The sequence below is a fragment of the Streptomyces sp. NPDC015242 genome, assembly GCF_043079125.1.
Taxonomy (GTDB): Bacteria; Actinomycetota; Actinomycetes; order Streptomycetales; family Streptomycetaceae; genus Streptomyces.
This window is the reverse complement of the sequence record NZ_JBIBUF010000002.1, coordinates 1,090,796-1,115,130: the sequence shown is the minus strand read 5'-3', so window position 1 is coordinate 1,115,130 and position 24,335 is coordinate 1,090,796. Positions and strand designations below refer to the sequence as shown.

At 68.4% G+C, this 24,335-nt stretch carries 19 protein-coding genes and 1 tRNA gene; 18 read left to right on the top strand and 2 right to left on the bottom strand.

The features are described from left to right. The first annotated feature begins 69 nt into the window (after positions 1-69). Genes ACF07N_RS10550 through ACF07N_RS10540 form a run of 3 tightly spaced genes read left to right on the top strand, consistent with a single transcriptional unit; the run spans position 70 to position 3,024 of the window. Complete coding sequence (locus ACF07N_RS10550) at positions 70-1,506, top strand: MFS transporter (protein ID WP_392110637.1); 1,437 nt, start codon at positions 70-72, stop codon at positions 1,504-1,506. A gap of 29 nt (positions 1,507-1,535) precedes the next feature. After that, positions 1,536-1,916 carry a DUF3291 domain-containing protein gene (locus ACF07N_RS10545; protein WP_392110635.1) on the top strand — a complete coding sequence of 127 codons (381 nt, stop codon included), beginning with the start codon at positions 1,536-1,538 and terminating at the stop codon, positions 1,914-1,916. A gap of 52 nt (positions 1,917-1,968) precedes the next feature. Further along, positions 1,969-3,024: a UDP-N-acetylmuramate dehydrogenase gene (locus ACF07N_RS10540; protein WP_383334208.1), complete on the top strand. Its 1,056-nt coding sequence runs from the start codon at positions 1,969-1,971 to the stop codon at positions 3,022-3,024. Positions 3,025-3,351: 327 nt separating this feature from the next. On the opposite strand, the gene ACF07N_RS10535 is transcribed toward ACF07N_RS10540, so the two are convergent. Together ACF07N_RS10535 and ACF07N_RS10530 are read right to left on the bottom strand one after the other, a co-directional pair. Further along, positions 3,352-4,383, bottom strand: a complete 1,032-nt coding sequence (locus ACF07N_RS10535; protein WP_392110631.1) for an adenosine deaminase — start codon at positions 4,381-4,383, stop codon at positions 3,352-3,354. A 138-nt stretch (positions 4,384-4,521) separates the two neighbouring features. Further along, the gene (locus ACF07N_RS10530) at positions 4,522-5,748 is read right to left on the bottom strand and encodes a pyridoxal phosphate-dependent aminotransferase (RefSeq protein ID WP_383334204.1); all 1,227 of its coding nucleotides are present in this window, start codon (positions 5,746-5,748) and stop codon (positions 4,522-4,524) included. Positions 5,749-6,054: 306 nt separating this feature from the next. Between ACF07N_RS10530 and ACF07N_RS10525 the strand changes: the two genes are divergently transcribed. The 15 genes from ACF07N_RS10525 (at position 6,055) to fusA (ending at position 24,243) form a co-directional block, all read left to right on the top strand. Further along, positions 6,055-6,127, top strand: a tRNA-Trp gene (locus ACF07N_RS10525). A 108-nt stretch (positions 6,128-6,235) separates the two neighbouring features. After that, a complete protein-coding gene (gene secE / locus ACF07N_RS10520) occupies positions 6,236-6,520 on the top strand; it encodes a preprotein translocase subunit SecE (RefSeq protein WP_010036800.1) in 285 nt (94 codons plus the stop codon). Positions 6,521-6,600: 80 nt separating this feature from the next. Then, positions 6,601-7,431 carry a transcription termination/antitermination protein NusG gene (gene nusG / locus ACF07N_RS10515; protein WP_383334200.1) on the top strand — a complete coding sequence of 277 codons (831 nt, stop codon included), beginning with the start codon at positions 6,601-6,603 and terminating at the stop codon, positions 7,429-7,431. 170 nt (positions 7,432-7,601) lie between these two features. Further along, positions 7,602-8,036 carry a 50S ribosomal protein L11 gene (gene rplK / locus ACF07N_RS10510; protein WP_093613725.1) on the top strand — a complete coding sequence of 145 codons (435 nt, stop codon included), beginning with the start codon at positions 7,602-7,604 and terminating at the stop codon, positions 8,034-8,036. An 80-nt stretch (positions 8,037-8,116) separates the two neighbouring features. Then, complete coding sequence (rplA, locus tag ACF07N_RS10505) at positions 8,117-8,842, top strand: 50S ribosomal protein L1 (protein WP_094054437.1); 726 nt, start codon at positions 8,117-8,119, stop codon at positions 8,840-8,842. A 127-nt stretch (positions 8,843-8,969) separates the two neighbouring features. Beyond that, a complete protein-coding gene (locus ACF07N_RS10500; RefSeq protein ID WP_392110626.1) occupies positions 8,970-9,827 on the top strand; it encodes a hypothetical protein in 858 nt (285 codons plus the stop codon). Between the two features lie 91 nt (positions 9,828-9,918). Next, positions 9,919-10,749: a DUF1396 domain-containing protein gene (locus ACF07N_RS10495; protein ID WP_392110623.1), complete on the top strand. Its 831-nt coding sequence runs from the start codon at positions 9,919-9,921 to the stop codon at positions 10,747-10,749. 312 nt (positions 10,750-11,061) lie between these two features. Beyond that, a complete protein-coding gene (gene rplJ / locus ACF07N_RS10490; RefSeq protein ID WP_383334194.1) occupies positions 11,062-11,592 on the top strand; it encodes a 50S ribosomal protein L10 in 531 nt (176 codons plus the stop codon). Between the two features lie 114 nt (positions 11,593-11,706). Then, a complete protein-coding gene (gene rplL, locus ACF07N_RS10485) occupies positions 11,707-12,096 on the top strand; it encodes a 50S ribosomal protein L7/L12 (protein WP_003998852.1) in 390 nt (129 codons plus the stop codon). A 572-nt stretch (positions 12,097-12,668) separates the two neighbouring features. Continuing rightward, entirely contained in the window at positions 12,669-16,154 is a 3,486-nt protein-coding gene (gene rpoB, locus ACF07N_RS10480) for a DNA-directed RNA polymerase subunit beta (protein ID WP_383334192.1), read from the top strand. Between the two features lie 93 nt (positions 16,155-16,247). Continuing rightward, positions 16,248-20,147, top strand: coding sequence for a DNA-directed RNA polymerase subunit beta' (locus ACF07N_RS10475; RefSeq protein WP_383334190.1), 3,900 nt, complete (start codon positions 16,248-16,250; stop codon positions 20,145-20,147). A 212-nt stretch (positions 20,148-20,359) separates the two neighbouring features. Further along, the gene (locus tag ACF07N_RS10470; protein WP_392110618.1) at positions 20,360-20,890 is read left to right on the top strand and encodes a DUF1707 and DUF4190 domain-containing protein; all 531 of its coding nucleotides are present in this window, start codon (positions 20,360-20,362) and stop codon (positions 20,888-20,890) included. A 342-nt stretch (positions 20,891-21,232) separates the two neighbouring features. Further along, a complete protein-coding gene (gene rpsL / locus ACF07N_RS10465) occupies positions 21,233-21,604 on the top strand; it encodes a 30S ribosomal protein S12 (protein WP_003948652.1) in 372 nt (123 codons plus the stop codon). A gap of 2 nt (positions 21,605-21,606) precedes the next feature. Continuing rightward, positions 21,607-22,077, top strand: coding sequence for a 30S ribosomal protein S7 (gene rpsG / locus ACF07N_RS10460; RefSeq protein ID WP_003998848.1), 471 nt, complete (start codon positions 21,607-21,609; stop codon positions 22,075-22,077). Positions 22,078-22,116: 39 nt separating this feature from the next. Further along, positions 22,117-24,243 carry an elongation factor G gene (gene fusA / locus ACF07N_RS10455; protein WP_392110613.1) on the top strand — a complete coding sequence of 709 codons (2,127 nt, stop codon included), beginning with the start codon at positions 22,117-22,119 and terminating at the stop codon, positions 24,241-24,243. Positions 24,244-24,335: the final 92 nt, after the last annotated feature.

Below are 24,335 nucleotides of genomic sequence, written 5' to 3'. Positions count from 1 at the left end.
TGCCCGCGGAAGTTAGTAATCAATAACTAATCGATCATCGCAGAGACACCACACACTCCTGGGGGAGCGATGTCACAGCAGACCGCACGCCGCGGGGGAGCCGCCTGGGCCCTCGTCATCACCAGCGTCGCCGGATTCATGGCGGCCCTCGACAACCTCGTCGTCACCACCGCCCTGCCCTCCATCCGGGAGGACCTCGGCGGCGGACTGCACGACCTGGAATGGACCGTGAGCGCCTACACGCTCACCTTCGCCGTCCTGCTGATGTCCGGCGCGGCCCTCGGCGACCGCTTCGGCCGCCGCCGGCTCTTCCTCGCCGGACTCGCCGTCTTCACCGGCGCCTCCGCCGCCGCCGCCATGGCACCCGGCATCGACTCCCTGATCGCCGCCCGCGCCGTCCAGGGCGCCGGGGCCGCGGTGATGATGCCGCTGACGCTCACCCTGCTGACCGCGGCCGTGCCCGCCGCCAAACGGGGCATGGCGTACGGCATCTGGGGAGCGGTCAACGGACTAGCGGTCGCCTCCGGGCCCCTGGTCGGGGGCACCCTCACCGAACACATCTCCTGGCAGTGGATCTTCTGGCTGAACGTCCCGCTCGGCCTGGCCCTGCTGCCCCTCGCCCGCCTCCGTCTCGCCGAGTCCCACGGCACCGGCGCCCCGCTCGACCTCCCCGGCACCCTGCTCGCCAGCGGCGGCCTGTTCGGCATCGTCTACGGCCTGGTCCGCGGCCCCGTCGACGGCTGGACCGGCGGCCTGGTCCTCACGGGCCTGTTCGCGGGCACGGCCCTGCTGGCCGGCTTCGTCCTCTACAGCACCCGCGCGAAGAACCCCATGCTTCCGATGCGGCTGTTCCGCTCCCGGGCGTTCTCCGGCATCAACGCGGCGAGCCTGCTGATGTTCCTCGGCATGTTCGGCTCGATCTTCCTGCTCAGCCAGTACATGCAGGGCGTCCTCGGCTACTCGCCGACCGAGGCGGGCCTGCGGATGCTGCCCTGGACCGGCATGCCGATGCTCGTCGCCCCGATCGCCGGCATCCTGGCCGACCGGATCGGCGGCCGCCCGGTCGTCGCCGCGGGCCTCTTCCTGCAGGCCCTCGGCCTCGGCTCTATGGCAGTCGTGGCCACGGCGGACGCCTCCTACGCCGCCCAGCTGCCCGCCCTGGTCGTCAGCGGCGTCGGCATGGCCCTGTTCTTCGCCCCCGCCTCCCACCTGGTCATGTCCAGCGTCCGGCCCCAGGAGCAGGGCATCGCCTCCGGCGCGAACAACGCCCTGCGCGAGGTCGGCGGGGCGCTCGGCATCGCCGTCATGGCGTCGATCTTCTCCGCCCAGGGCGGCTACGAGACCGGCCAGACCTTCGTCGACGGCATGCGGCCCGCCCTGGTCACCGGCTCCGCGGTGGTCGCCCTGGCGGGTGTGGCGGCCCTGCTGATCCCGGGCCGCCGCCGGACCGAGCGGCAGCCGGCCCCGGCCGAGCAGGCACCCGAACTCGCCGGGGCCTCCCACTGAACCCGCAGGACCGACAAGGAGAAACGGCCGTGCCCACCCTCCCCTGGACCGTCCCGGACACCCCGCCCCCCGGCGCCGAGGTGCACGTCTTCGCCTCACGCTTCGAGACCCGCACCCTGTGGGGAGCGCTGAGGTTCCTCGCCGGCACCCCCGCCGTCCTGCGGCAGCTGCGCCGCAGCCCCGGCGCCCGCGGAGCCACCCTGCGGGCGAAGCCCCTGAAGCGGACCTTCTGGACCCTGTCGGCCTGGGAGTCGAAGGACGCCCTCCACGCCTTCGCCCGCGCCGGAACCCACGGGCGCACCGCCCGAGCCCTCGCCCCGCAGATGAGGGACGCGGCCTTCGTCACCTGGCAGGCGAGCAGCGACGACCTCCCGGTGCCCTGGACCGAGGCACTGCGCCGCCTGCCCTGAGGGCACCCACGTGGGCGGGGGGCCGTCGGCACCGTCTCGTAGTCTTGAGCCCGTGCAGGAACTCCACGACGCCCCCCTCGCCCCCCTGACCACCTTCCGGCTGGGCGGCCCCGCGACCCGGCTGGTCACCGCCACGACGGACGACGAGGTGATCGCCGTCGTCCGCGAAGCCGACGAGACGGGGACGCCCCTGCTGCTCATCGGCGGCGGCTCGAACCTGGTCATCGGCGACAAGGGCTTCGACGGCACCGCCCTCGTCATCGCCACCCAGGGCTTCTCCCTCGACGGCACGCGCCTGGAGCTGGCGGCCGGCGAGGTCTGGACCGACGCCGTCGCCCGCACGGTCGAGGCGGGCCTGGCCGGCATCGAGTGCCTGGCCGGCATCCCCGGCTCGGCGGGCGCGACACCCATCCAGAACGTCGGGGCGTACGGCCAGGAGGTCTCCTCCACGATCACCGAGGTCGTCGCCTACGACCGCCGCACCGGCGAGACGGTCACCCTCTCCAACGAGGACTGCGCCTTCTCCTACCGGCACAGCCGCTTCAAGTCCGACCCGGAACGCTACGTGGTCCTGCGTGTCCGCTTCGCCCTGGAGGACGCCGGCGGCCTCTCCGCGCCGCTCCGGTACGCCGAGACGGCCCGGGCGCTCGGAGTGGAGCCCGGCGACCGCGTCCCGCTCGCCTCGGCCCGGGAGACGGTGCTCAAGCTGCGGGCCGGCAAGGGCATGGTCCTGGACCCCGAGGACCACGACACCTGGTCGGCGGGGTCGTTCTTCACCAACCCGATCCTCACGGACGCGGACTTCGGCACGTTCCGCGCCCGGGTCCGCGACCGGCTCGGCGACGGGGTGGAGCCGCCGGCGTACCCGGCCGGCGAGGGCCGTACCAAGACCTCAGCGGCCTGGCTGATCGACAAGGCGGGCTTCGGGAAGGGCTACGGCGACGGTCCGGCCCGGATCTCCACGAAGCACACGCTGGCGCTGACGAACCGCGGCAGCGCCACGACGGAAGACCTCCTCGCCCTGGCCCGCGAGGTCGTGGCCGGTGTCCACGAGGCCTTCGGCATCACGCTGGTCAACGAGCCGGTGACGGTCGGGGTCAGCCTGTAGGCACCGCGGAGTCGCCGCTGGTGCCGCGTGGGCCCGCAACCCGGCGTAGCGGGACACCGCCGCGCCCACCCTCCCCCAAGCTCTCGGCTTCGCTCGAGCAGGGGGGACCCCCATCGCCCCAGCGGCACGACTGCCCGCAGCTAGGGCGGCCTGCACCCGCCGTCGAACGCAAGGGGACGTGCCGGGGGGTGTCCGCCCGCAGCGGTTGGCGCGTCGACGGACAGTCAGTCGGCACGCAACTCGATCGCGCCGTTCCGAGGACGGGCACCCCCCGGCGCGGCCCCGACCCACCACCCACCGCCAGGCGAAGGCGCGCGCGATCGAGCGCTAAGACACCAGCCACGCGTCCACCCCCGCCAGCAACTTCTCCTTCACATCCTCCGGCGCCGCCGACCCCCGCACCGACTGCCGCGCCAGCTCCGCCAGCTCCGCGTCCGTGAAGCCGTGATGGACCCGCGCGATCTCGTACTGCGCCGCCAGCCGGGAGCCGAACAGCAACGGGTCGTCCGCGCCCAGCGCCATCGGCACCCCCGCCTCGAACAACGTCCGCAGCGGTACGTCCTCCGGCTTCTCGTACACCCCGAGCGCCACGTTCGACGCCGGGCACACCTCGCACGTCACCTGCCGGTCCGCAAGCCGCTTCAGCAGCCGGGGATCCTCCGCCGCCCGCACGCCGTGCCCGAGCCGGTCCGCCCCCAGGTCGTCCAGGCAGTCCCGTACCGACGCCGGGCCGGTCAGCTCACCGCCGTGCGGTGCCGACAGCAGCCCGGCCTCCCGAGCGATCGCGAACGCCCGGTCGAAGTCCCGCGCCATGCCGCGCCGCTCGTCGTTGGACAGCCCGAACCCGACCACGCCCCGGTCCGCGTACCGCACCGCCAGCCGTGCCAGCGTCCGCGCGTCCAGCGGATGCTTCATCCGGTTCGCCGCGACCAGCACCCGCATCCCGAGCCCGGTCTCCCGCGACGTCGTCTCGACCGCGTCCAGGATGATCTCCAGCGCCGGGATCAGCCCGCCCAGCCGCGGCGCGTACGACGTCGGGTCGACCTGGATCTCCAGCCACCCCGACCCGTCCCGCAGGTCCTCCTCCGCGGCCTCCCGCACCAGCCGCTGGATGTCCTCCGGCTCCCGCAGGCACGAGCGTGCCGCGTCGTAGAGCCGCTGGAAGCGGAACCAGCCGCGCTCGTCCGTCGCCCGCAGGCTCGGCGGTTCCCCGCTGATCAGCGCCTCACTCAGCACGTCGGGCAGCCGGACCCCGTACTTGTCGGCCAGTTCCAGCACGGTCGAGGGCCGCATCGACCCGGTGAAGTGCAGGTGCAGATGGGCTTTCGGCAGCTCAGAGACATCACGTACACGCTCCATCCAAAGATCCTGCCGCACGCCTCAGCCGTCCCGGTAGCGGTTTCCCCGAACGTGGTCTTGCTCGCACGGGAAGACGAGGAAAAGCGGGCCGCTCCCCGCAAGGGGAACGGCCCGCCACCGCCTCGCACGAGGCACAGGTCAGTCCCTGGCCTCCGCCAGCAGCTTCTGGATCCGGCTCACGCCCTCGACGAGGTCCTCGTCACCGAGCGCGTACGACAGCCGCAGATAGCCGGGCGTGCCGAACGCCTCACCCGGGACGACCGCGACCTCGGCCTCCTCCAGGATCAGCGCGGCCAGTTCGACCGTGTCCTTGGGCCGCCTGCCCCGGATCTCCTTGCCGACCAGCGCCTTCACCGACGGGTAGGCGTAGAACGCGCCCTCCGGCTCCGGGCAGACCACGCCGTCGATCTCGTTCAGCATCCGCACGATCGTCTTGCGGCGCCGGTCGAAGGCCTCCCGCATCGTCGCGACGGCGTCCAGGTCACCGGAGACGGCGGCCAGGGCCGCGGCCTGGGCGACGTTGGAGACGTTGGACGTGGCGTGCGACTGGAGGTTCGTCGCGGCCTTGACCACGTCCTTCGGGCCGATGATCCACCCCACGCGCCAGCCGGTCATCGCGTACGTCTTCGCGACACCGTTGACCACCACGCACTTGTCGCGCAGCTCGGGCAGCACCGCCGGCAGCGACACCGCGGAGGCGCCGCCGTAGACCAGGTGCTCGTAGATCTCGTCGGTCAGCACCCACAGGCCGTGCTCGACGGCCCAGCGGCCGATGGCCTCGGTCTCCTGCTCGCTGTAGACCGCGCCGGTCGGGTTCGACGGCGAGACGAAGAGCACGACCTTCGTCTTCTCCGTACGGGCCGCCTCCAGCTGCTCGACGGTCACCCGGTAGCCGGTGGTCTCGTCGGCGACGACCTCCACCGGGACACCCCCGGCCAGCCGGATCGACTCGGGGTAGGTCGTCCAGTACGGCGCGGGCACGATGACCTCGTCGCCCGGGTCGAGGATCGCGGCGAAGGCCTCGTAGATGGCCTGCTTCCCGCCGTTGGTGACGAGGATCTGCGAGGCGTCGACCTCGTAGCCCGAGTCGCGCAGCGTCTTCGCGGCGATGGCGGCCTTCAGCTCGGGCAGGCCGCCGGCCGGCGTGTAGCGGTGGAACTTCGGGTTCTTGCAGGCCTCGATCGCGGCCTCGACGATGTAGTCCGGGGTCGGGAAGTCGGGCTCACCGGCGCCGAAGCCGATCACCGGCCGCCCGGCGGCCTTGAGGGCCTTGGCCTTGGCGTCCACGGCGAGGGTGGCGGACTCGGAGATCGCGCCGACTCGGGCGGAGACCCGGCGCTCGGTGGGAGGGGTTGCAGCGCTCATGGACCCCATCGTTTCAGACAGGAAACGTGGGCGGCACGGGGGTTTCACAGACTGAACAACGCCGGGCAGACCCCTGAACAACAGTCCGGATCCGGGCCGCCGCCGGGTCGATCTTCAGCCGGTATCCCGGCATGCGGCGCCCTCCCGGCAGGCGATCTTCCGCCAACGTGCGGGTCCCGCGGTCCTATCTGTTCGACGACCGGCCGCGGACCACGTACACTCTCACCTCGTTGGCCTCTCACAGGCCGCGCCCTTCCGGTGCACACCAGGCATCCGGACGGATGCGGTACGTTGGGGGACACACAAAGGGTCGTAGCTCAATTGGTAGAGCACTGGTCTCCAAAACCAGCGGTTGGGGGTTCAAGTCCCTCCGGCCCTGCTACACACACCTTCGCCAGGATGTGTGCGCATGTACGTACAGCAATGCACCGCCGTGCGGCTCAGACCGGGCGCGGCACGGCCACGACCCGGAATCAGGTGAGGACGAGTGACGGACGCCGTGGGCTCCATCGACATGCCTGATGCCCAGGACGAGGCGCCGGAGTCCAAGAAGACCCGCAAGGGCGGCAAGCGCGGAAAGAAGGGCCCGCTGAAGCGGCTCGCCCTCTTCTACCGCCAGATCGTCGCGGAGCTGCGCAAGGTCGTCTGGCCGACCCGCAACCAGCTCACGACGTATACGACCGTGGTGATCATCTTCGTCGTCATCATGATCGGCCTGGTCACCGTGATTGACTATGGGCTCAGCCACGCCGCCAAGTACGTGTTCGGCTGAGCAGTCCGCGAAGAGCGCCGAGGTACCCGGCGCTCCTTTCGCATGTTCCACCCCCATGTATCCAGGAAGAAGCAGCCACCGTGTCTGACCCGAACGTGAACGACGCCATCGAGCCGGTCGAGTCCGTCGAGGACGAGCTCGACACCGTCGAGGGCGCGGACAGCGAGGACACCGAGACCTCCGCCGAGGTCGAGGCTGCCGACGCCGTCGCGGACGAGGACGCCGCCGAGGCGGAGACCGAGACCGAGACCGAAGAGGTCGCGGACGAGGCCGAGGAAGAGCCCGAGGACGACCGCGATCCGATCGAGAAGCTCCGCGAGGAACTGCGCGTCCTGCCCGGCGAGTGGTACGTCATCCACACCTACGCCGGCTACGAGAACCGCGTGAAGACCAACCTGGAGCAGCGCGCCGTCTCGCTGAACGTCGAGGACTACATCTTCCAGGCCGAGGTGCCGCAGGAAGAGGTCGTCCAGATCAAGAACGGCGACCGCAAGACGATCAAGCAGAACAAGCTCCCGGGCTACGTCCTGGTCCGCATGGACCTGACGAACGAGTCCTGGGGCGTCGTCCGCAACACCCCCGGCGTGACCGGCTTCGTGGGCAACGCCTACGACCCGTACCCGCTGACCCTGGACGAGATCGTCAAGATGCTCGCCCCGGAGGCCGAGGAGAAGGCCGCCCGCGAGGCCGCCGAGGCCGAGGGCAAGCCGGCTCCGCAGCGCAAGGTCGAGGTCCAGGTGCTGGACTTCGAGGTCGGCGACTCGGTCACCGTCACCGACGGCCCGTTCGCCACGCTGCAGGCGACCATCAACGAGATCAACCCCGACTCGAAGAAGGTCAAGGGCCTCGTGGAGATCTTCGGCCGCGAGACGCCGGTCGAGCTCTCCTTCGACCAGATCCAGAAGAACTAGTTTCTTCCGGATCCCACCGCTTCCGCGCAGGTCAGGCGAACGCTCCGGCGCTTGCCTGACCTGCTCGGTTTTTGGCCGCGCATCCATACCCGTTATCGTTGCGCGGTATGCCTGCATCCGGGTGGTCCCCGGGGGCGGGCAGGACCCGAACCGAAAGGACCCGGAGAGCTATGCCTCCCAAGAAGAAGAAGGTCACGGGGCTCATCAAGCTCCAGATCCAGGCCGGTGCCGCCAACCCGGCCCCGCCGGTCGGCCCCGCGCTGGGTCAGCACGGCGTCAACATCATGGAGTTCTGCAAGGCCTACAACGCCGCGACCGAGTCGCAGCGTGGCTGGGTCATCCCGGTGGAGATCACGGTCTACGAGGACCGCTCCTTCACCTTCATCACCAAGACCCCGCCGGCCGCGAAGATGATCCTCAAGGCCGCGGGCGTGGAGAAGGGCTCCGGCGAGCCGCACAAGACCAAGGTCGCCAAGATCACCCAGGCGCAGGTCCGCGAGATCGCCGAGACCAAGATGCCCGACCTCAACGCCAACGACCTGGACGCCGCGTCGAAGATCATCGCCGGCACCGCCCGTTCCATGGGCATCACGGTCGAGGGCTGAGAACCCACCTCGTAGACAAGCAGTAGTGGCAGGGCCTGCTCGGCCCGGACCACGACTCCTAAGAATCCACAGGAGCAGTAGTGAGCAAGCGCAGCAAGTCCCTTCGCGCTGCGGACGCCAAGGTCGACCGGGAGAAGCTCTACGCCCCGCTCGAGGCCGTCCGTCTCGCCAAGGAGACCTCCACGACCAAGTTCGACGGCACCGTCGAGGTCGCCTTCCGCCTGGGTGTCGACCCGCGCAAGGCCGACCAGATGGTCCGTGGCACCGTGAACCTCCCGCACGGCACCGGCAAGACCGCCCGGGTCCTGGTCTTCGCGACCGGTGACCGTGCCGAGGCCGCGCGTGCCGCGGGCGCCGACATCGTCGGCGCCGACGAGCTGATCGACGAGGTGTCGAAGGGCCGTCTGGACTTCGACGCCGTCGTCGCCACCCCGGACCTCATGGGCAAGGTCGGCCGCCTCGGCCGCGTGCTCGGTCCGCGTGGTCTGATGCCGAACCCGAAGACCGGCACCGTCACCCCCGACACCGCCAAGGCCGTCACCGAGATCAAGGGCGGCAAGATCGAGTTCCGCGTCGACAAGCACTCGAACCTGCACTTCATCATCGGCAAGACGTCGTTCGACGACACCAAGCTGGTGGAGAACTACGGCGCGGCGCTGGAGGAGATCCTCCGTCTGAAGCCGTCCGCCGCCAAGGGTCGCTACATCAAGAAGGCTGCCATCAGCACCACGATGGGCCCCGGCATTCCGCTCGACCCGAACCGCACCCGCAACCTCCTCGTCGAGGAGGACCCGGCCGCGGTCTGAGCCTGCCGGCTCACGCAACCGGTCACGGGCCCCGCACCTCTCACAGGTGCGGGGCCCGTTCCCTTTTCCGGTACGTGCCGCCCCGCCCTGGGTTAACGTGCGGGAACCGGAGGGGAACGGGGGACGTATGCAGGGCTCGACCGTGCGGCGACTGGGTCTGGTGCTCGCGCTGGTGACCGCGCTGGCGGGACCGGCCGCCTGCAGCTCCCCGGAGCCCGCCGAGCGCCCCGCCCCGGACCACCGCGCCCCGCGCGGCAGCGCCCTGGCCGCCCTGCGCTCCGCCGAGCGCGCCACCGAGCGGGCCGGCTCCGCCCGGGTCGAGTCGACCACGACCATGGGCGCGCTGATGTCCATGACCGCCGACGGCACCCTCGGCTGGCGCGACGGCATCACCGGAACCCTGACCATCACCTACACCGGCGGCACGATCGCCGACACCATGCGGCGGCTCGGCACCACCTCCATGGAGGCCCGCTACCTGCCCGACGCGTACTACGCGCGCATGGGCGAGAAGTTCGCCGAGCAGGCCGGCGGCAAGCACTGGATCCGCTACGCCTACGACGACCTCGAAGCCCTCGCCGGCGGCTCCGGCGCCCACCTGGGCGACCAGATGCGTTCCACCACGCCGAACCAGTCCGTCGAGCTCTTGCTGTCCTCCGGGGACGTGCGCAGGGCCGGGCGGGAGACCGTGCGCGGCCGGACAGCCACCCACTGGTCCGGCACCGTGGACACCGCGCATGTCACCGACCCCGGTCTGAAGCAGCGCCTCACCGCGGCCGGGGTCACCTCCGAGACCGTCGACATCTGGGTCGACGAGCGGAACCTCCTGGTCAAGAAGGTCGAGAAGGCGCGCATGGCGAACGGCCTGATGACCCAGACCGCGCACTACGACGACTACGGCGTGCGCGTCCGCGCGGAGCGGCCCCCGCGGTCCGACACCGGTGACTTCGAGGACCTCGTGCGGCAGGAGGCCGGGAGGCCCTGAGGCCCGCGAATCCCGTTAGATCACGTGTGCCCCTCTGGGATAGGCTCGCCGCCTTGCTGTGCAGCAAGCATGTATTCCTTGGGGGGAATCAATGAACAAGTCCATACCCGTCGCCGGTCTGGGTGCCCTGCTGCTCGCCGCCGGCGCGGTCGGCTGCGGAGCCGAGGAGTCGCCGGAGATGACGCCGGCGGCCGCGGTCGCCAAGGCGGCGAAGAACACGGAGGACATCACGTCCCTCCACTACCGGATGAGCGGTACCGCGCCGGAGTCCGGCAAGGTCAAGGGCGAGGCGTCCATGCGTCTCAAGCCCACGATCGCCATGAGCATGAAGGTCTCGGCGTCCGGCCAGGCGGCCGCCGCCGGGGAGACCGAGATCCGTCTCGTCGACAAGGCCATGTACATCGGTGGGGGAGCCGAGATGGCCAAGGAGATGGACGGCAAGACCTGGATGAAGTTCGACCTGTCCGGCTCCGAGGCCGGCAAGGAGCTGGACCAGCTGGGTTCGCCGAGCCAGGCCGAGCAGAACCCGGCGGCGGAGTCCACCTTCCTCACGGGCGCCAAGGACGTGAAGAAGATCGGCACCGAGAAGGTCGACGGCGTCGAGACGACCCACTACTCGGGCACGGTCACCCTCGCCGACCTGCGCGCCTCCCTGAAGAAGGAGGACGCGAAGACGCGTGAGCGGCGCGAGAAGAGCATCAAGCAGTACGAGAAGATGGGCGTCGACAAGCTCACGATGGACATGTGGATCGACGGTGACGACCACACCAAGCAGTTCCGCACCAAGGGCGACACCGACAAGGGCCCGCTCGACATGACCATCACCTTCCTCGACTACAACGAGCCGGTGGAGATCAAGGCCCCGCCCGCCAAGGACGTCGCCGACCTCGCCGACCTGTTCAAGGACCTCGACGCGAGCTGAGCCACCGGGTCCGGCCGATCCGTCGTACGGGCGGATTTGCTTGACGGCGACCCGTTCCCGTACGCTCCTACAGAAGCCAAAGACCGCTGGTCGTTACCGCGCGCTCGCACGAGGGCGCGGTGGCCGAAGGATCCGCTGAACGGCGGACGACCCGCGCAGGTGACACAGGAGAAGCTCCCGGAATCCGCCGCCCCGTGCGGGTGGGAAACCGGTCGAGCTACGCCCCGTGCGCTTGCGCCGGGGCGTTTCGTTTTCCCCAGTCCTCCTTCGGGTCCGCGCGGTCCGAATCACCCGGAAGGAGGCCGAGGCTCTATGGCGAGGCCCGACAAGGCTGCCGCGGTTGCCGAGCTGACGGACAAGTTCCGCAGCTCCAACGCCGCCGTGCTGACCGAGTACCGCGGTCTCACCGTGGCGCAGCTCAAGACGCTGCGTCGTTCGCTCGGTGAGAACGCCCAGTACGCCGTGGTGAAGAACACGCTGACCAAGATTGCGGCCAACGAGGCCGGGATCACGCTCGACGACCAGCTCTTCGCTGGTCCGACGGCCGTCGCCTTCGTCACCGGTGACCCGGTGGAGTCGGCGAAGGGTCTTCGTGACTTCGCCAAGGACAACCCGAATCTCATCATCAAGGGCGGTGTCCTTGACGGCAAGGCGCTGTCCGCCGATGAGATCAAGAAGCTTGCGGACCTCGAGTCCCGCGAGGTTCTGCTCTCCAAGCTGGCCGGTGCCATGAAGGGCAAGCAGTCGCAGGCTGCCTCTGTCTTCCAGGCGCTGCCGTCGAAGCTCGTCCGCACCGTGGACGCGCTCCGTGCCAAGCAGGACGAGCAGGGCGGTGCCGAGTAACTCGGCTCGCATCCCGGTTGCCGCTGCCTGAACGCGGCGACCGTAGCGGGCCAGTAGTACGCCCGCCTCACATGTACATCCGGCACCTGCCGATTTAGTGGAAGGACCGCCATCATGGCGAAGCTCAGCCAGGAAGACCTGCTCGCGCAGTTCGAGGAGATGACCCTCATCGAGCTCTCCGAGTTCGTGAAGGCGTTCGAGGAGAAGTTCGACGTCACCGCCGCCGCGGCCGCCCCGGTCGTCGTCGCCGGTGGTGCCGCTGGTGGCGCCGCCGCCGAGGCCGCCGAGGAGAAGGACGAGTTCGACGTCATCCTCACCGGTGCCGGCGACAAGAAGATCCAGGTCATCAAGGTCGTGCGCGAGCTCACCTCCCTGGGCCTGAAGGAGGCCAAGGACCTGGTCGACGGTGCGCCGAAGCCGGTTCTGGAGAAGGTCAACAAGGAGGCCGCCGACAAGGCCAAGGAGTCCCTCGAGGGCGCCGGTGCCTCCGTCGAGGTCAAGTAAGACCTCCCGGATCCGCCAGGATCCACAACGCGTCCGTCAGGACGTGTAACGCGTGAGCGCCGAGGAGCGATCATCCATCCGGGTGGTCGCTCTTCGGCGTTCCCGGGGTGCGGCCACGGTTGCCTTGCAGCCTCCGTGGCGGGGGGTATGGTGATCTTCGTCGTGTCTCCGGGCGGCCCCGGATCGGGCAGGGGGGCCTTGACGAACCGCACGCAGCGCGCAATTCTCAGGACGCGTCGTCACAAGGATCCAATCCGAGGCATGGATCGGCGGCGAAGAGGGCAGTATCAACGTGCGTTGAGGGCAGGGCCTTGTCGCAGGAGTGGAACAACGAGGGTGAACACGGGTTCCAGAACCCGCACTGGACATCAGTGTGCCAAGTGGCTACACTGACCCTTTGCGCTGCCTGTTAGCTGTCCCCTGCCCGTCACCAGGGGTCTGCCCTCGCCCGAGCATCGACGACAAGATATGCCTGACCTGGCCTTTCGGCCCTGTGGGCACAGCTTGTCTCCGTGTACGGGAGAGGGGCCGGTACGCGCGTAGTGAGTCCGAGCCCTCGGAAGGACCCCCTCTTGGCCGCCTCGCGCAACGCCTCGACCGCGAATACGAACAACGCCGCCAGCACTGCCCCGCTGCGCATCTCTTTTGCAAAGATCAAGGAGCCTCTTGAGGTTCCGAACCTGCTCGCGCTGCAGACCGAGAGCTTCGACTGGCTCCTCGGCAACACCGCCTGGCAGAGTCGGGTCGAGGAGGCTCTCGAGAACGGTCAGGACGTCCCCACCAAGTCCGGGCTCGAGGAGATCTTCGAGGAGATCTCCCCGATCGAGGACTTCAGCGGGTCGATGTCGCTGACCTTCCGCGACCACCGCTTCGAGCCGCCGAAGAACTCCATCGACGAGTGCAAGGAGCGCGACTTCACGTACGCGGCCCCGCTCTTCGTCACCGCCGAGTTCACCAACAACGAGACCGGCGAGATCAAGTCCCAGACGGTCTTCATGGGCGACTTCCCGCTCATGACGAACAAGGGCACCTTCGTCATCAACGGCACCGAGCGTGTCGTGGTGTCGCAGCTCGTCCGTTCGCCCGGTGTCTACTTCGACTCCTCCATCGACAAGACGTCCGACAAGGACATCTTCTCCGCCAAGATCATCCCGTCCCGGGGTGCCTGGCTGGAGATGGAGATCGACAAGCGCGACATGGTCGGTGTGCGCATCGACCGCAAGCGCAAGCAGTCCGTCACCGTCCTGCTCAAGGCGCTCGGCTGGACCACCGAGCAGATCCTCGAGGAGTTCGGCGAGTACGAGTCCATGCGCGCCACCCTGGAGAAGGACCACACCCAGGGCCAGGACGACGCGCTGCTCGACATCTACCGCAAGCTGCGTCCGGGCGAGCCCCCCACGCGTGAGGCCGCGCAGACGCTGCTGGAGAACCTGTACTTCAACCCCAAGCGCTACGACCTGGCCAAGGTCGGCCGCTACAAGGTCAACAAGAAGCTGGGCACGGACACCCCGCTGGACGCCGGGATCCTGACCGTCGAGGACATCATCGCGACGATCAAGTACCTGGTGAAGCTGCACGCCGGCGAGACCGAGACGGTCGGTGACAACGGCACCTCCGTGGTCGTCGAGACCGACGACATCGACCACTTCGGCAACCGCCGCCTGCGCAGCGTCGGCGAGCTCATCCAGAACCAGGTCCGCACGGGTCTGGCGCGTATGGAGCGAGTCGTCCGCGAGCGGATGACGACCCAGGACGTCGAGGCGATCACGCCGCAGACCCTGATCAACATCCGGCCGGTCGTCGCCTCCATCAAGGAGTTCTTCGGCACCAGCCAGCTGTCGCAGTTCATGGACCAGAACAACCCGCTGTCGGGTCTCACCCACAAGCGCCGTCTGTCGGCTCTTGGCCCGGGTGGTCTGTCCCGTGAGCGGGCCGGCTTCGAGGTCCGTGACGTGCACCCCTCGCACTACGGCCGCATGTGCCCGATCGAGACGCCCGAAGGCCCGAACATCGGTCTGATCGGCTCGCTCGCCTCCTACGGCCGGGTCAACGCGTTCGGTTTCGTCGAGACCCCCTACCGCAAGGTCATCGACGGCCAGGTCACCGACGACGTCGACTACCTGACCGCCGACGAGGAGGACCGCTTCGTCATCGCGCAGGCCAACGCGCAGCTGACGGACGACCTCCGCTTCGCCGAGGCCCGGGTGCTCGTCCGCCGTAAGGGCGGCGAGGTCGACTACGTCACCGGCGAGGACGTGGACTACATGGACGTCTCGCCGCGCCAGATGGTGTCGGTCGCGACGGCCATGATCCCCTTCCTCGAGCACGACGACGCCAACCGTGCCCTCATGGGCGCGAACATGATGCGTCAGGCCGTGCCGCTGATTAAGTCCGAGGCCCCGCTCGTCGGCACCGGCATGGAGTACCGCTCCGCGGTCGACGCCGGCGACGTGGTCAAGGCCGAGAAGCCCGGTGTGGTCCAGGAGGTCTCCGCGGACTACATCACCACCGCCAACGACGACGGCACGTACATCACGTACCGCCTGGCCAAGTTCGCCCGCTCCAACCAGGGCACCTCGGTCAACCAGAAGGTCATCGTCAACGAGGGCGACCGGATCATCGAGGGCCAGGTCCTTGCCGACGGTCCGGCCACCCAGAACGGCGAGATGGCGCTGGGCAAGAACCTGCTCGTGGCGTTCATGCCGTGGGAGGGTCACAACTACGAGGACGCGATCATCCTGTCGCAGCGCCTCGTGCAGGACGACGTCCTCTCCTCGATCCACATCGAGGAGCACGAGGTCGACGCCCGTGACACCAAGCTCGGCCCCGAGGAGATCACCCGGGACATCCCGAACGTCTCCGAGGAGGTCCTCGCCGACCTCGACGAGCGCGGCATCATCCGCATCGGTGCCGAGGTCATCGCCGGTGACATCCTCGTCGGCAAGGTCACGCCCAAGGGTGAGACCGAGCTGACGCCCGAGGAGCGCCTGCTGCGCGCGATCTTCGGTGAGAAGGCCCGTGAGGTCCGTGACACCTCGCTGAAGGTGCCGCACGGCGAGACCGGCAAGGTCATCGGCGTCCGCGTCTTCGACCGCGAGGAGGGCGACGAGCTTCCCCCCGGTGTGAACCAGCTGGTGCGCGTCTACGTCGCGCAGAAGCGCAAGATCACCGACGGTGACAAGCTCGCCGGCCGCCACGGCAACAAGGGCGTCATCTCGAAGATCCTGCCGATCGAGGACATGCCGTTCCTGGAGGACGGCACCCCGGTCGACATCATCCTCAACCCGCTGGGTGTGCCGTCCCGAATGAACCCGGGACAGGTCCTGGAGATCCACCTCGGCTGGCTCGCCAGCCGCGGCTGGGACGTCTCCGGCCTCGCGGAGGAGTGGGCGCAGCGCCTGCAGGCCATCGGCGCCGACCAGGTCGCGCCCGGCACCAACGTCGCGACCCCGGTCTTCGACGGTGCCCGCGAGGACGAGCTTGCCGGTCTGCTGAACCACACCATCCCGAACCGGGACGGCGAGCGCATGGTGCTCCCGACCGGCAAGGCGCGGCTGTTCGACGGCCGGAGCGGTGAGCCGTTCCCGGACCCGATCTCGGTCGGCTACATGTACATCCTCAAGCTGCACCACCTGGTCGACGACAAGCTGCACGCCCGTTCGACCGGTCCGTACTCGATGATCACCCAGCAGCCGCTGGGTGGTAAGGCCCAGTTCGGTGGCCAGCGGTTCGGCGAGATGGAGGTGTGGGCACTCGAGGCGTACGGCGCCGCCTACGCGCTCCAGGAGCTGCTGACCATCAAGTCCGACGACGTCACCGGCCGCGTGAAGGTCTACGAGGCCATCGTCAAGGGCGAGAACATCCCCGAGCCCGGCATCCCCGAGTCCTTCAAGGTGCTCATCAAGGAGATGCAGTCCCTGTGCCTCAACGTGGAGGTGCTGTCCTCGGACGGCATGTCCATCGAGATGCGCGACACCGACGAGGACGTCTTCCGCGCTGCGGAGGAGCTCGGCATCGACCTGTCCCGGCGCGAGCCGAGCAGCGTCGAAGAGGTCTGACGGGAGTCCGGACGGGCTCCGCGTGAGCCCGTCCGGCCCCAGGACCCCCGTATCAGACCAAAGACTTACAACCCTGAGAGGGATTGACGCATAGTGCTCGACGTCAACTTCTTCGACGAGCTCCGGATCGGTCTGGCTACCGCTGACGACATCCGTCAGTGGAGCCACGGCGAGGTCAAGAAGCCCGAGACCATCAACTACCGCACCCTCAAGCCCGAGAAGGACGGACTCTTCTGCGAGAAGATCTTCGGTCCGACCCGGGACTGGGAGTGCTACTGCGGCAAGTACAAGCGCGTCCGCTTCAAGGGCATCATCTGTGAGCGCTGTGGCGTCGAGGTCACGCGCGCCAAGGTGCGCCGTGAGCGGATGGGCCACATCGAGCTCGCCGCGCCCGTCACGCACATCTGGTACTTCAAGGGTGTCCCGAGCCGGCTGGGCTACCTGCTCGACCTGGCTCCCAAGGACCTCGAGAAGGTCATCTACTTCGCGGCGTACATGATCACGTACGTCGACGAGGAGCGCCGTACGCGCGACCTGCCCTCGCTGGAGGCCCACGTCTCCGTCGAGCGCCAGCAGATCGAGCAGCGCCGCGACGCCGACCTGGAGGCCCGCGCCAAGAAGCTCGAGACCGACCTGGCCGAGCTGGAGGCCGAGGGCGCCAAGGCCGACGTGCGCCGCAAGGTGCGCGAGGGTGCCGAGCGCGAGATGAAGCAGCTGCGCGACCGCGCGCAGCGCGAGATCGACCGTCTCGACGAGGTGTGGAACCGCTTCAAGAACCTCAAGGTCCAGGACCTGGAGGGCGACGAGCTGCTCTACCGCGAGCTGCGTGACCGCTTCGGCACGTACTTCGACGGCTCGATGGGTGCCGCGGCGCTGCAGAAGCGCCTGGAGTCCTTCGACCTCGACGAGGAGGCCGAGAAGCTCCGCGAGATCATCCGCACCGGCAAGGGCCAGAAGAAGACCCGTGCGCTCAAGCGCCTGAAGGTCGTCTCCGCGTTCCTGCAGACCAGCAACAGCCCCAAGGGCATGGTGCTGGACTGCGTGCCGGTCATCCCGCCGGACCTGCGTCCGATGGTGCAGCTGGACGGTGGCCGCTTCGCGACCTCCGACCTGAACGACCTGTACCGCCGTGTGATCAACCGCAACAACCGCCTGAAGCGCCTTCTCGACCTCGGTGCGCCCGAGATCATCGTGAACAACGAGAAGCGCATGCTCCAGGAGGCCGTGGACGCGCTGTTCGACAACGGCCGTCGCGGCCGCCCGGTCACGGGCCCCGGCAACCGTCCGCTGAAGTCCCTCAGCGACATGCTGAAGGGCAAGCAGGGCCGCTTCCGCCAGAACCTGCTCGGCAAGCGCGTGGACTACTCCGCGCGTTCCGTGATCGTCGTCGGTCCGCAGCTGAAGCTGCACCAGTGCGGTCTGCCGAAGGCGATGGCGCTGGAGCTCTTCAAGCCGTTCGTGATGAAGCGCCTGGTCGACCTGAACCACGCGCAGAACATCAAGAGCGCCAAGCGCATGGTCGAGCGCGGCCGCACGGTCGTGTACGACGTGCTGGAAGAGGTCATCGCGGAGCACCCGGTTCTGCTGAACCGTGCGCCCACGCTGCACCGCCTCGGCATCCAGGCCTTCGAGCCGCAGCTGGTCGAGGGCAAGGCCATCCAGATCCACCCGCTCGTCTGCACCGCGTTCAACGCGGACTTCGACGGTGACCAGATGGCCGTGCACCTGCCGCTGTCCGCGGAGGCGCAGGCCGAGGCCCGCATCCTGATGCTGTCCTCGAACAACATCCTCAAGCCCGCCGACGGCCGTCCGGTGACGATGCCGACCCAGGACATGGTCCTCGGTCTGTTCTTCCTGACCACCGACGGCGAGATGCGCGAGCTCAAGGGCGAGGGCCGTTCCTTCGCCTCCGTCGCCGAGGCGATCATGGCCTTCGACGCGGGCGAGCTGTCGCTCCAGTCGAGGATCGACGTCCGCTTCCCGGTCGGCACCATCCCGCCGCGCGGCTGGACCCCGCCGGCGCGCGAGGAGGGTGAGCCGGAGTGGCAGCAGGGTGACAGCTTCCGGCTGAACACCACGCTGGGCCGCGCGCTCTTCAACGAGCTGCTGCCCGAGGACTACCCGTTCGTCGACTACGAGGTCGGCAAGAAGCAGCTCTCCGAGATTGTCAACGACCTCGCCGAGCGCTACCCGAAGGTCATCGTGGCGGCGACGCTCGACAACCTGAAGGCGGCCGGCTTCTACTGGGCGACCCGTTCCGGCGTCACCGTGGCCATCTCCGACGTCGTCGTCCCCGAGGCGAAGAAGGAGATCGTCAAGGGTTACGAGGCGCAGGACGAGAAGGTCCAGAAGCAGTACGAGCGCGGTCTGATCACCAAGGACGAGCGCACGCAGGAGCTCATCGCGATCTGGACCAAGGCGACCAACGAGGTCGCCGAGGCGATGAACGACAACTTCCCGAAGACCAACCCGATCTTCATGATGGTGAACTCGGGTGCACGAGGCAACATGATGCAGATGCGTCAGATCGCCGGTATGCGTGGTCTGGTGTCGAACGCGAAGAACGAGACGATCCCGCGTCCGATCAAGGCGTCGTTCCGTGAGGGCCTGTCCGTGCTGGAGTACTTCATCTCCACGCACGGTGCCCGTAAGGGTCTGGCGGACACCGCTCTGCGTACCGCCGACTCGGGTTACCTCACGCGTCGTCTGGTCGACGTCTCCCAGGACGTCATCATCCGCGAGGAGGACTGCGGCACCGAGCGCGGTCTGCGTCTGAAGATCGCCGACCGGAACGCCGAGGGCACGCTCATCAAGGCGGAGGACGTCGAGACGTCCGTGTACGCGCGCTGCCTCGCCGAGGACATCGTCGTCGACGGGCAGGTGCTGGCCCCGGCCGGCACCGACCTGGGCGACGTCCTCATCGAGGAGCTCGTCTCGCGCGGCGTCGAGGAGGTCAAGACCCGCTCGGTCCTGACCTGCGAGTCCGCCGTCGGCACCTGCGCGATGTGCTACGGCCGTTCGCTGGCCACCGGCAAGCTGGTCGACATCGGTGAGGCGGTCGGCATCATCGCCGCCCAGTCCATCGGTGAGCCCGGCACCCAGCTGACGATGCGTACCTTCCACACCGGTGGTGTGGCAGGTGACGACATCACCCAGGGTCTGCCGCGTGTCGTCGAGCTCTTCGAGGCCCGTACCCCGAAGGGTGTCGCCCCGATCTCCGAGGCCTCCGGCCGCGTGCGGATCGAGGAGACCGAGAAGACGAAGAAGATCGTCATCACGCCGGACGACGGCAGCGACGAGACGGCCTACCCGATCTCGAAGCGCGCCCGTCTCCTGGTCAGCGAGGGCGAGCACGTCGAGGTGGGTCAGAAGCTCACCGTGGGTGCCACCAACCCGCACGACGTGCTGCGCATCCTGGGCCAGCGTGCCGTCCAGGTCCACCTGGTCGGCGAGGTCCAGAAGGTCTACAACTCGCAGGGTGTGTCGATCCACGACAAGCACATCGAGATCATCATCCGGCAGATGCTCCGCCGCGTGACGATCATCGAGTCCGGCGACGCCGAGCTGCTGCCCGGCGAGCTGGTCGAGCGCTCGAAGTTCGAGCACGAGAACCGTCGTGTGGTCCAGGAGGGCGGTCACCCGGCCTCCGGTCGTCCGCAGCTGATGGGTATCACCAAGGCCTCGCTGGCGACGGAATCCTGGCTGTCGGCCGCCTCCTTCCAGGAGACGACCCGAGTCCTGACGGACGCGGCGATCAACGCCAAGTCCGACAGCCTCATCGGCCTCAAGGAGAACGTCATCATCGGTAAGCTCATCCCGGCCGGTACGGGTCTGTCCCGCTACCGCAACATCCGGGTCGAGCCGACCGAGGAGGCCAAGGCCGCGATGTACTCGGCTGTCGGCTACGACGACATCGACTACTCGCCGTTCGGCACGGGCTCCGGCCAGGCCGTTCCGCTGGAGGACTACGACTACGGTCCGTACAACCAGTAAGCGAGTCGCTTGAACGGAGGGCGGTCATCCTGCGGGGTGGCCGCCCTCCGGCGTGTCCACGGGGGCGCCCCTGAGCCCTCCTGGAGGGCCCTGGGAGCCCTCCTGGGCGCCGGCCGCCCTGGCCGACACGCCGGGCCCGTCCGTGACGCCCCGGTGCCGGAAACCGCGGTTCGGCGCATCATGGAAGGACTTCGGCTCCGGGGAGGTGCTCCGTGTCGCAGCCGTCCTATCCGTCCGGGCAGCCCTGGCAGCCCTGGCAGGGGCACAGTGTGCCGTCGATGCTGGCCTCGCACGCCGACCGGGAGCGGGCCGTGGACGTGCTCAGAGCGGGGTACGGCGAAGGGCGGATGGAGCACGCGGAGTTCGAGAAGCGGGTGGCGCGGGCGTACGCGGCGCGGACCGTGGGGGAGCTGGCGGTGCTCGTCGCCGACCTGCCGCAGGGGCCGGTGCCGCAGTCCCTGGCAGCCGTTCCCGTGCCCCCGGCGTTCCTGCCGGTGCCGCGGCCGCAGACGAACGGGAAGGCGGTCGCCGCGGCCGTGTGCGGGCTGCTGTGCGTGCCGACCATGGGGCTGACCGGTCTCCCGGCCGTCGTGCTGGGGCACGTGGCGCGGTCCGAGATCCGCAGCCGGGGCGATCTGGGGGACGGGCTGGCGCTGACCGGCCTCGTGCTCGGGTGGCTGTCGACCGCCGGCTGGGCGCTCGTCCTGGTGCTGCTGACCCTGGTGTCGCTCGCGGCCGGCTGACGTGCGGACGGCGACTGTGGAAACGGGTGCGAATCGGGCAGCCGCCGCTGATTCGAAGATCCACAACGGCCGGGGGTCTTGACATGTCCCGCATACCGATGCGGGCGGTGCCCATTTGTTTTGACCGCAGCGAATGCGATAGGTACGCTCAGACCTTGTGCCTGGGGTGTGCCCTGGCTCTCGTGCGTGCCATCAACCGCACGTCGAGCCGTAAGCGGCCACCGTGATCTGCGCTCATTCTGCCTGGCGGCGGGAGTCCGCGAGATTCGACACACCCGACCGCGTGGGTCGGCGACGTTCCAGGTTAGCTGTACCCATCGGCACACAGAAACCGGAGAAGTAGTGCCTACGATCCAGCAGCTGGTCCGTAAGGGCCGGCAGGACAAGGTCGAGAAGAACAAGACGCCCGCACTCGAGGGTTCCCCTCAGCGTCGTGGCGTCTGCACGCGTGTGTTCACGACCACCCCGAAGAAGCCGAACTCGGCCCTCCGTAAGGTCGCGCGTGTGCGTCTGACCAGCGGCATCGAGGTCACGGCCTACATTCCGGGTGAGGGACACAACCTGCAGGAGCACTCCATCGTGCTCGTGCGCGGCGGCCGTGTGAAGGACCTGCCGGGTGTTCGCTACAAGATCATCCGCGGCTCGCTCGACACCCAGGGTGTCAAGAACCGCAAGCAGGCCCGCAGCCGCTACGGCGCCAAGAAGGAGAAGTAAGAATGCCTCGTAAGGGCCCCGCCCCGAAGCGCCCGGTCATCATCGACCCGGTCTACGGCTCTCCTCTGGTGACCTCCCTGATCAACAAGGTGCTGCTGAACGGCAAGCGCTCCACCGCCGAGCGCATCGTCTACGGCGCCATGGAGGGCCTGCGCGAGAAGACCGGCAACGACCCGGTCATCACGCTGAAGCGCGCTCTCGAGAACATCAAGCCGACCCTCGAGGTCAAGTCCCGCCGTGTCGGTGGTGCCACCTACCAGGTCCCGGTCGAGGTCAAGCCCGGCCGTGCCAACACCCTGGCGCTGCGCTGGCTCGTCGGTTACTCCCGCGCCCGTCGCGAGAAGACCATGACCGAGCGTCTGCTCAACGAGCTCCTCGACGCCAGCAACGGCCTCGGTGCCGCTGTGAAGAAGCGCGAGGACACGCACAAGATGGCCGAGTCCAACAAGGCCTTCGCGCACTACCGCTGGTAGTCGCAGACCCCATCGAGACCGAGAGAAGACTGAAGCCTTATGGCTACCACTTCGCTTGACCTGGCCAGGGTCCGCAACATCGGGATCATGGCCCACATCGACGCGGGCAAGACGACCACCACCGAGCGGATCCTGTTCTACACCGGCGTTTCGTACAAGATCGGTGAGGTCCACGACGGCGCTGCCACCATGGACTGGATGGAGCAGGAGCAGGAGCGTGGCATCACGATCACCTCTGCTGCCACCACCTGCCACTGGCCGCTGGAGGACGTCGACCACACCATCAACATCATCGACACGCCGGGCCACGTCGACTTCACCGTCGAGGTGGAGCGTTCCCTGCGCGTGCTCGACGGTGCCGTGACGGTGTTCGACGGCGTCGCCGGTGTCGAGCCGCAGTCCGAGACGGTGTGGCGTCAGGCGGACCGCTACGGCGTTCCGCGTATCTGCTTCGTCAACAAGCTGGACCGCACCGGTGCCGAGTTCCACCGCTGCGTGGACATGATCTCGGACCGCCTGGGCGCGCAGCCGCTGGTCATGCAGCTGCCGATCGGTGCCGAGGCGGACTTCAAGGGCGTCATCGACCTCGTGACGATGAAGGCCCTGGTCTGGTCGGCCGAGGCGACCAAGGGCGAGATGTACGACACCGTCGACATCCCGGACACCCACCTCGAGGCTGCCGAGGAGTACCGCGGCAAGCTGCTCGAGGCCGTCGCCGAGAACGACGAAGAGCTGATGGAGCTGTACCTGGAGGGCACCGAGCCCACCGTGGAGCAGCTCTACGCCGCGATCCGTCGCATCACCATCGCGTCCGGCAAGGGCGGCGGCACCACCGTCACCCCCGTCTTCTGCGGCACCGCGTTCAAGAACAAGGGCGTCCAGCCCCTGCTCGACGCCGTCGTGCGCTACCTGCCGTCGCCGGTCGACATCGAGGCCATCGAGGGCCACGACGTCAAGGACCCGGAGAAGGTCATCGCGCGCAAGCCGTCGGACGACGAGCCGCTCGCCGCGCTGGCGTTCAAGATCATGAGCGACCCGCACCTCGGCAAGCTCACCTTCGTCCGGGTCTACTCGGGCCGCCTGGAGTCCGGCACCTCGGTGCTCAACTCCGTCAAGGGCAAGAAGGAGCGCATCGGCAAGATCTACCGCATGCACGCGAACAAGCGTGAGGAGATCGAGTCGGTGGGCGCCGGCGACATCGTCGCCGTCATGGGCCTGAAGCAGACCACCACCGGTGAGACGCTGTCCGACGACAAGAACCCGGTCATCCTGGAGTCCATGGACTTCCCGGCGCCGGTCATCCAGGTCGCCATCGAGCCCAAGTCGAAGGGCGACCAGGAGAAGCTCGGCGTCGCGATCCAGCGCCTGGCCGAGGAGGACCCGTCCTTCCAGGTCCACTCGGACGAGGAGACCGGCCAGACCATCATCGGCGGTATGGGCGAGCTGCACCTCGAGGTGCTGGTCGACCGCATGCGCCGTGAGTTCAAGGTCGAGGCCAACGTCGGCAAGCCGCAGGTCGCCTACCGCGAGACGATCCGCAAGGCCGTCGAGAAGGTCGAGTTCACCCACAAGAAGCAGACGGGTGGTACCGGCCAGTTCGCCCGCGTCATCATCGCGATCGAGCCGATCGAGGGCGGCGACGCCTCGTACGAGTTCATCAACAAGGTGACCGGTGGCCGTGTGCCGAAGGAGTACATCCCTTCGGTGGACGCCGGTGCGCAGGAGGCCATGCAGTTCGGCATCCTCGCCGGCTACGAGATGACCGGTGTCCGCGTGACGCTGCTCGACGGTGCCTACCACGAGGTGGACTCCTCCGAGCTCGCGTTCAAGATCGCCGGCTCGCAGGCCTTCAAGGAGGCCGCGCGCAAGGCCAGCCCCGTGCTGCTCGAGCCGATGATGGCCGTCGAGGTCACCACGCCCGAGGACTACATGGGTGAGGTCATCGGCGACATCAACTCCCGCCGTGGCCAGATCCAGGCCATGGAGGAGCGGGCCGGTGCCCGCGTCGTGAAGGGCCTCGTGCCCCTCTCGGAGATGTTCGGCTACGTCGGCGACCTGCGCAGCAAGACGTCCGGCCGTGCGAGCTACTCCATGCAGTTCGACTCCTACGCCGAGGTTCCCCGGAACGTCGCCGAGGAGATCATCGCGAAGGCCAAGGGCGAGTAACGCACCGCGTCTACACGCCGTAGGCTTGACTCCGGAGCCTTGAGGGGCATTCCACCGCAATCGTGGTGAATGCCCCGGGGCCCGGGCTTTCC

Coding starts and splice junctions, on each gene's coding strand:
- ACF07N_RS10550 (WP_392110637.1), top strand. CDS start 70: ATGTCACAGCAGACCGCACGCCGCGGGGGAGCCGCCTGGGCCCTCGTC.
- ACF07N_RS10535 (WP_392110631.1), bottom strand. CDS start 4,383: ATGGAGCGTGTACGTGATGTCTCTGAGCTGCCGAAAGCCCATCTGCAC.
- ACF07N_RS10530 (WP_383334204.1), bottom strand. CDS start 5,748: ATGAGCGCTGCAACCCCTCCCACCGAGCGCCGGGTCTCCGCCCGAGTC.
- rplK (WP_093613725.1), top strand. CDS start 7,602: ATGCCTCCCAAGAAGAAGAAGGTCACGGGGCTCATCAAGCTCCAGATC.
- ACF07N_RS10500 (WP_392110626.1), top strand. CDS start 8,970: ATGCAGGGCTCGACCGTGCGGCGACTGGGTCTGGTGCTCGCGCTGGTG.
- ACF07N_RS10495 (WP_392110623.1), top strand. CDS start 9,919: ATGAACAAGTCCATACCCGTCGCCGGTCTGGGTGCCCTGCTGCTCGCC.
- rplJ (WP_383334194.1), top strand. CDS start 11,062: ATGGCGAGGCCCGACAAGGCTGCCGCGGTTGCCGAGCTGACGGACAAG.
- rplL (WP_003998852.1), top strand. CDS start 11,707: ATGGCGAAGCTCAGCCAGGAAGACCTGCTCGCGCAGTTCGAGGAGATG.
- rpsG (WP_003998848.1), top strand. CDS start 21,607: ATGCCTCGTAAGGGCCCCGCCCCGAAGCGCCCGGTCATCATCGACCCG.
- fusA (WP_392110613.1), top strand. CDS start 22,117: ATGGCTACCACTTCGCTTGACCTGGCCAGGGTCCGCAACATCGGGATC.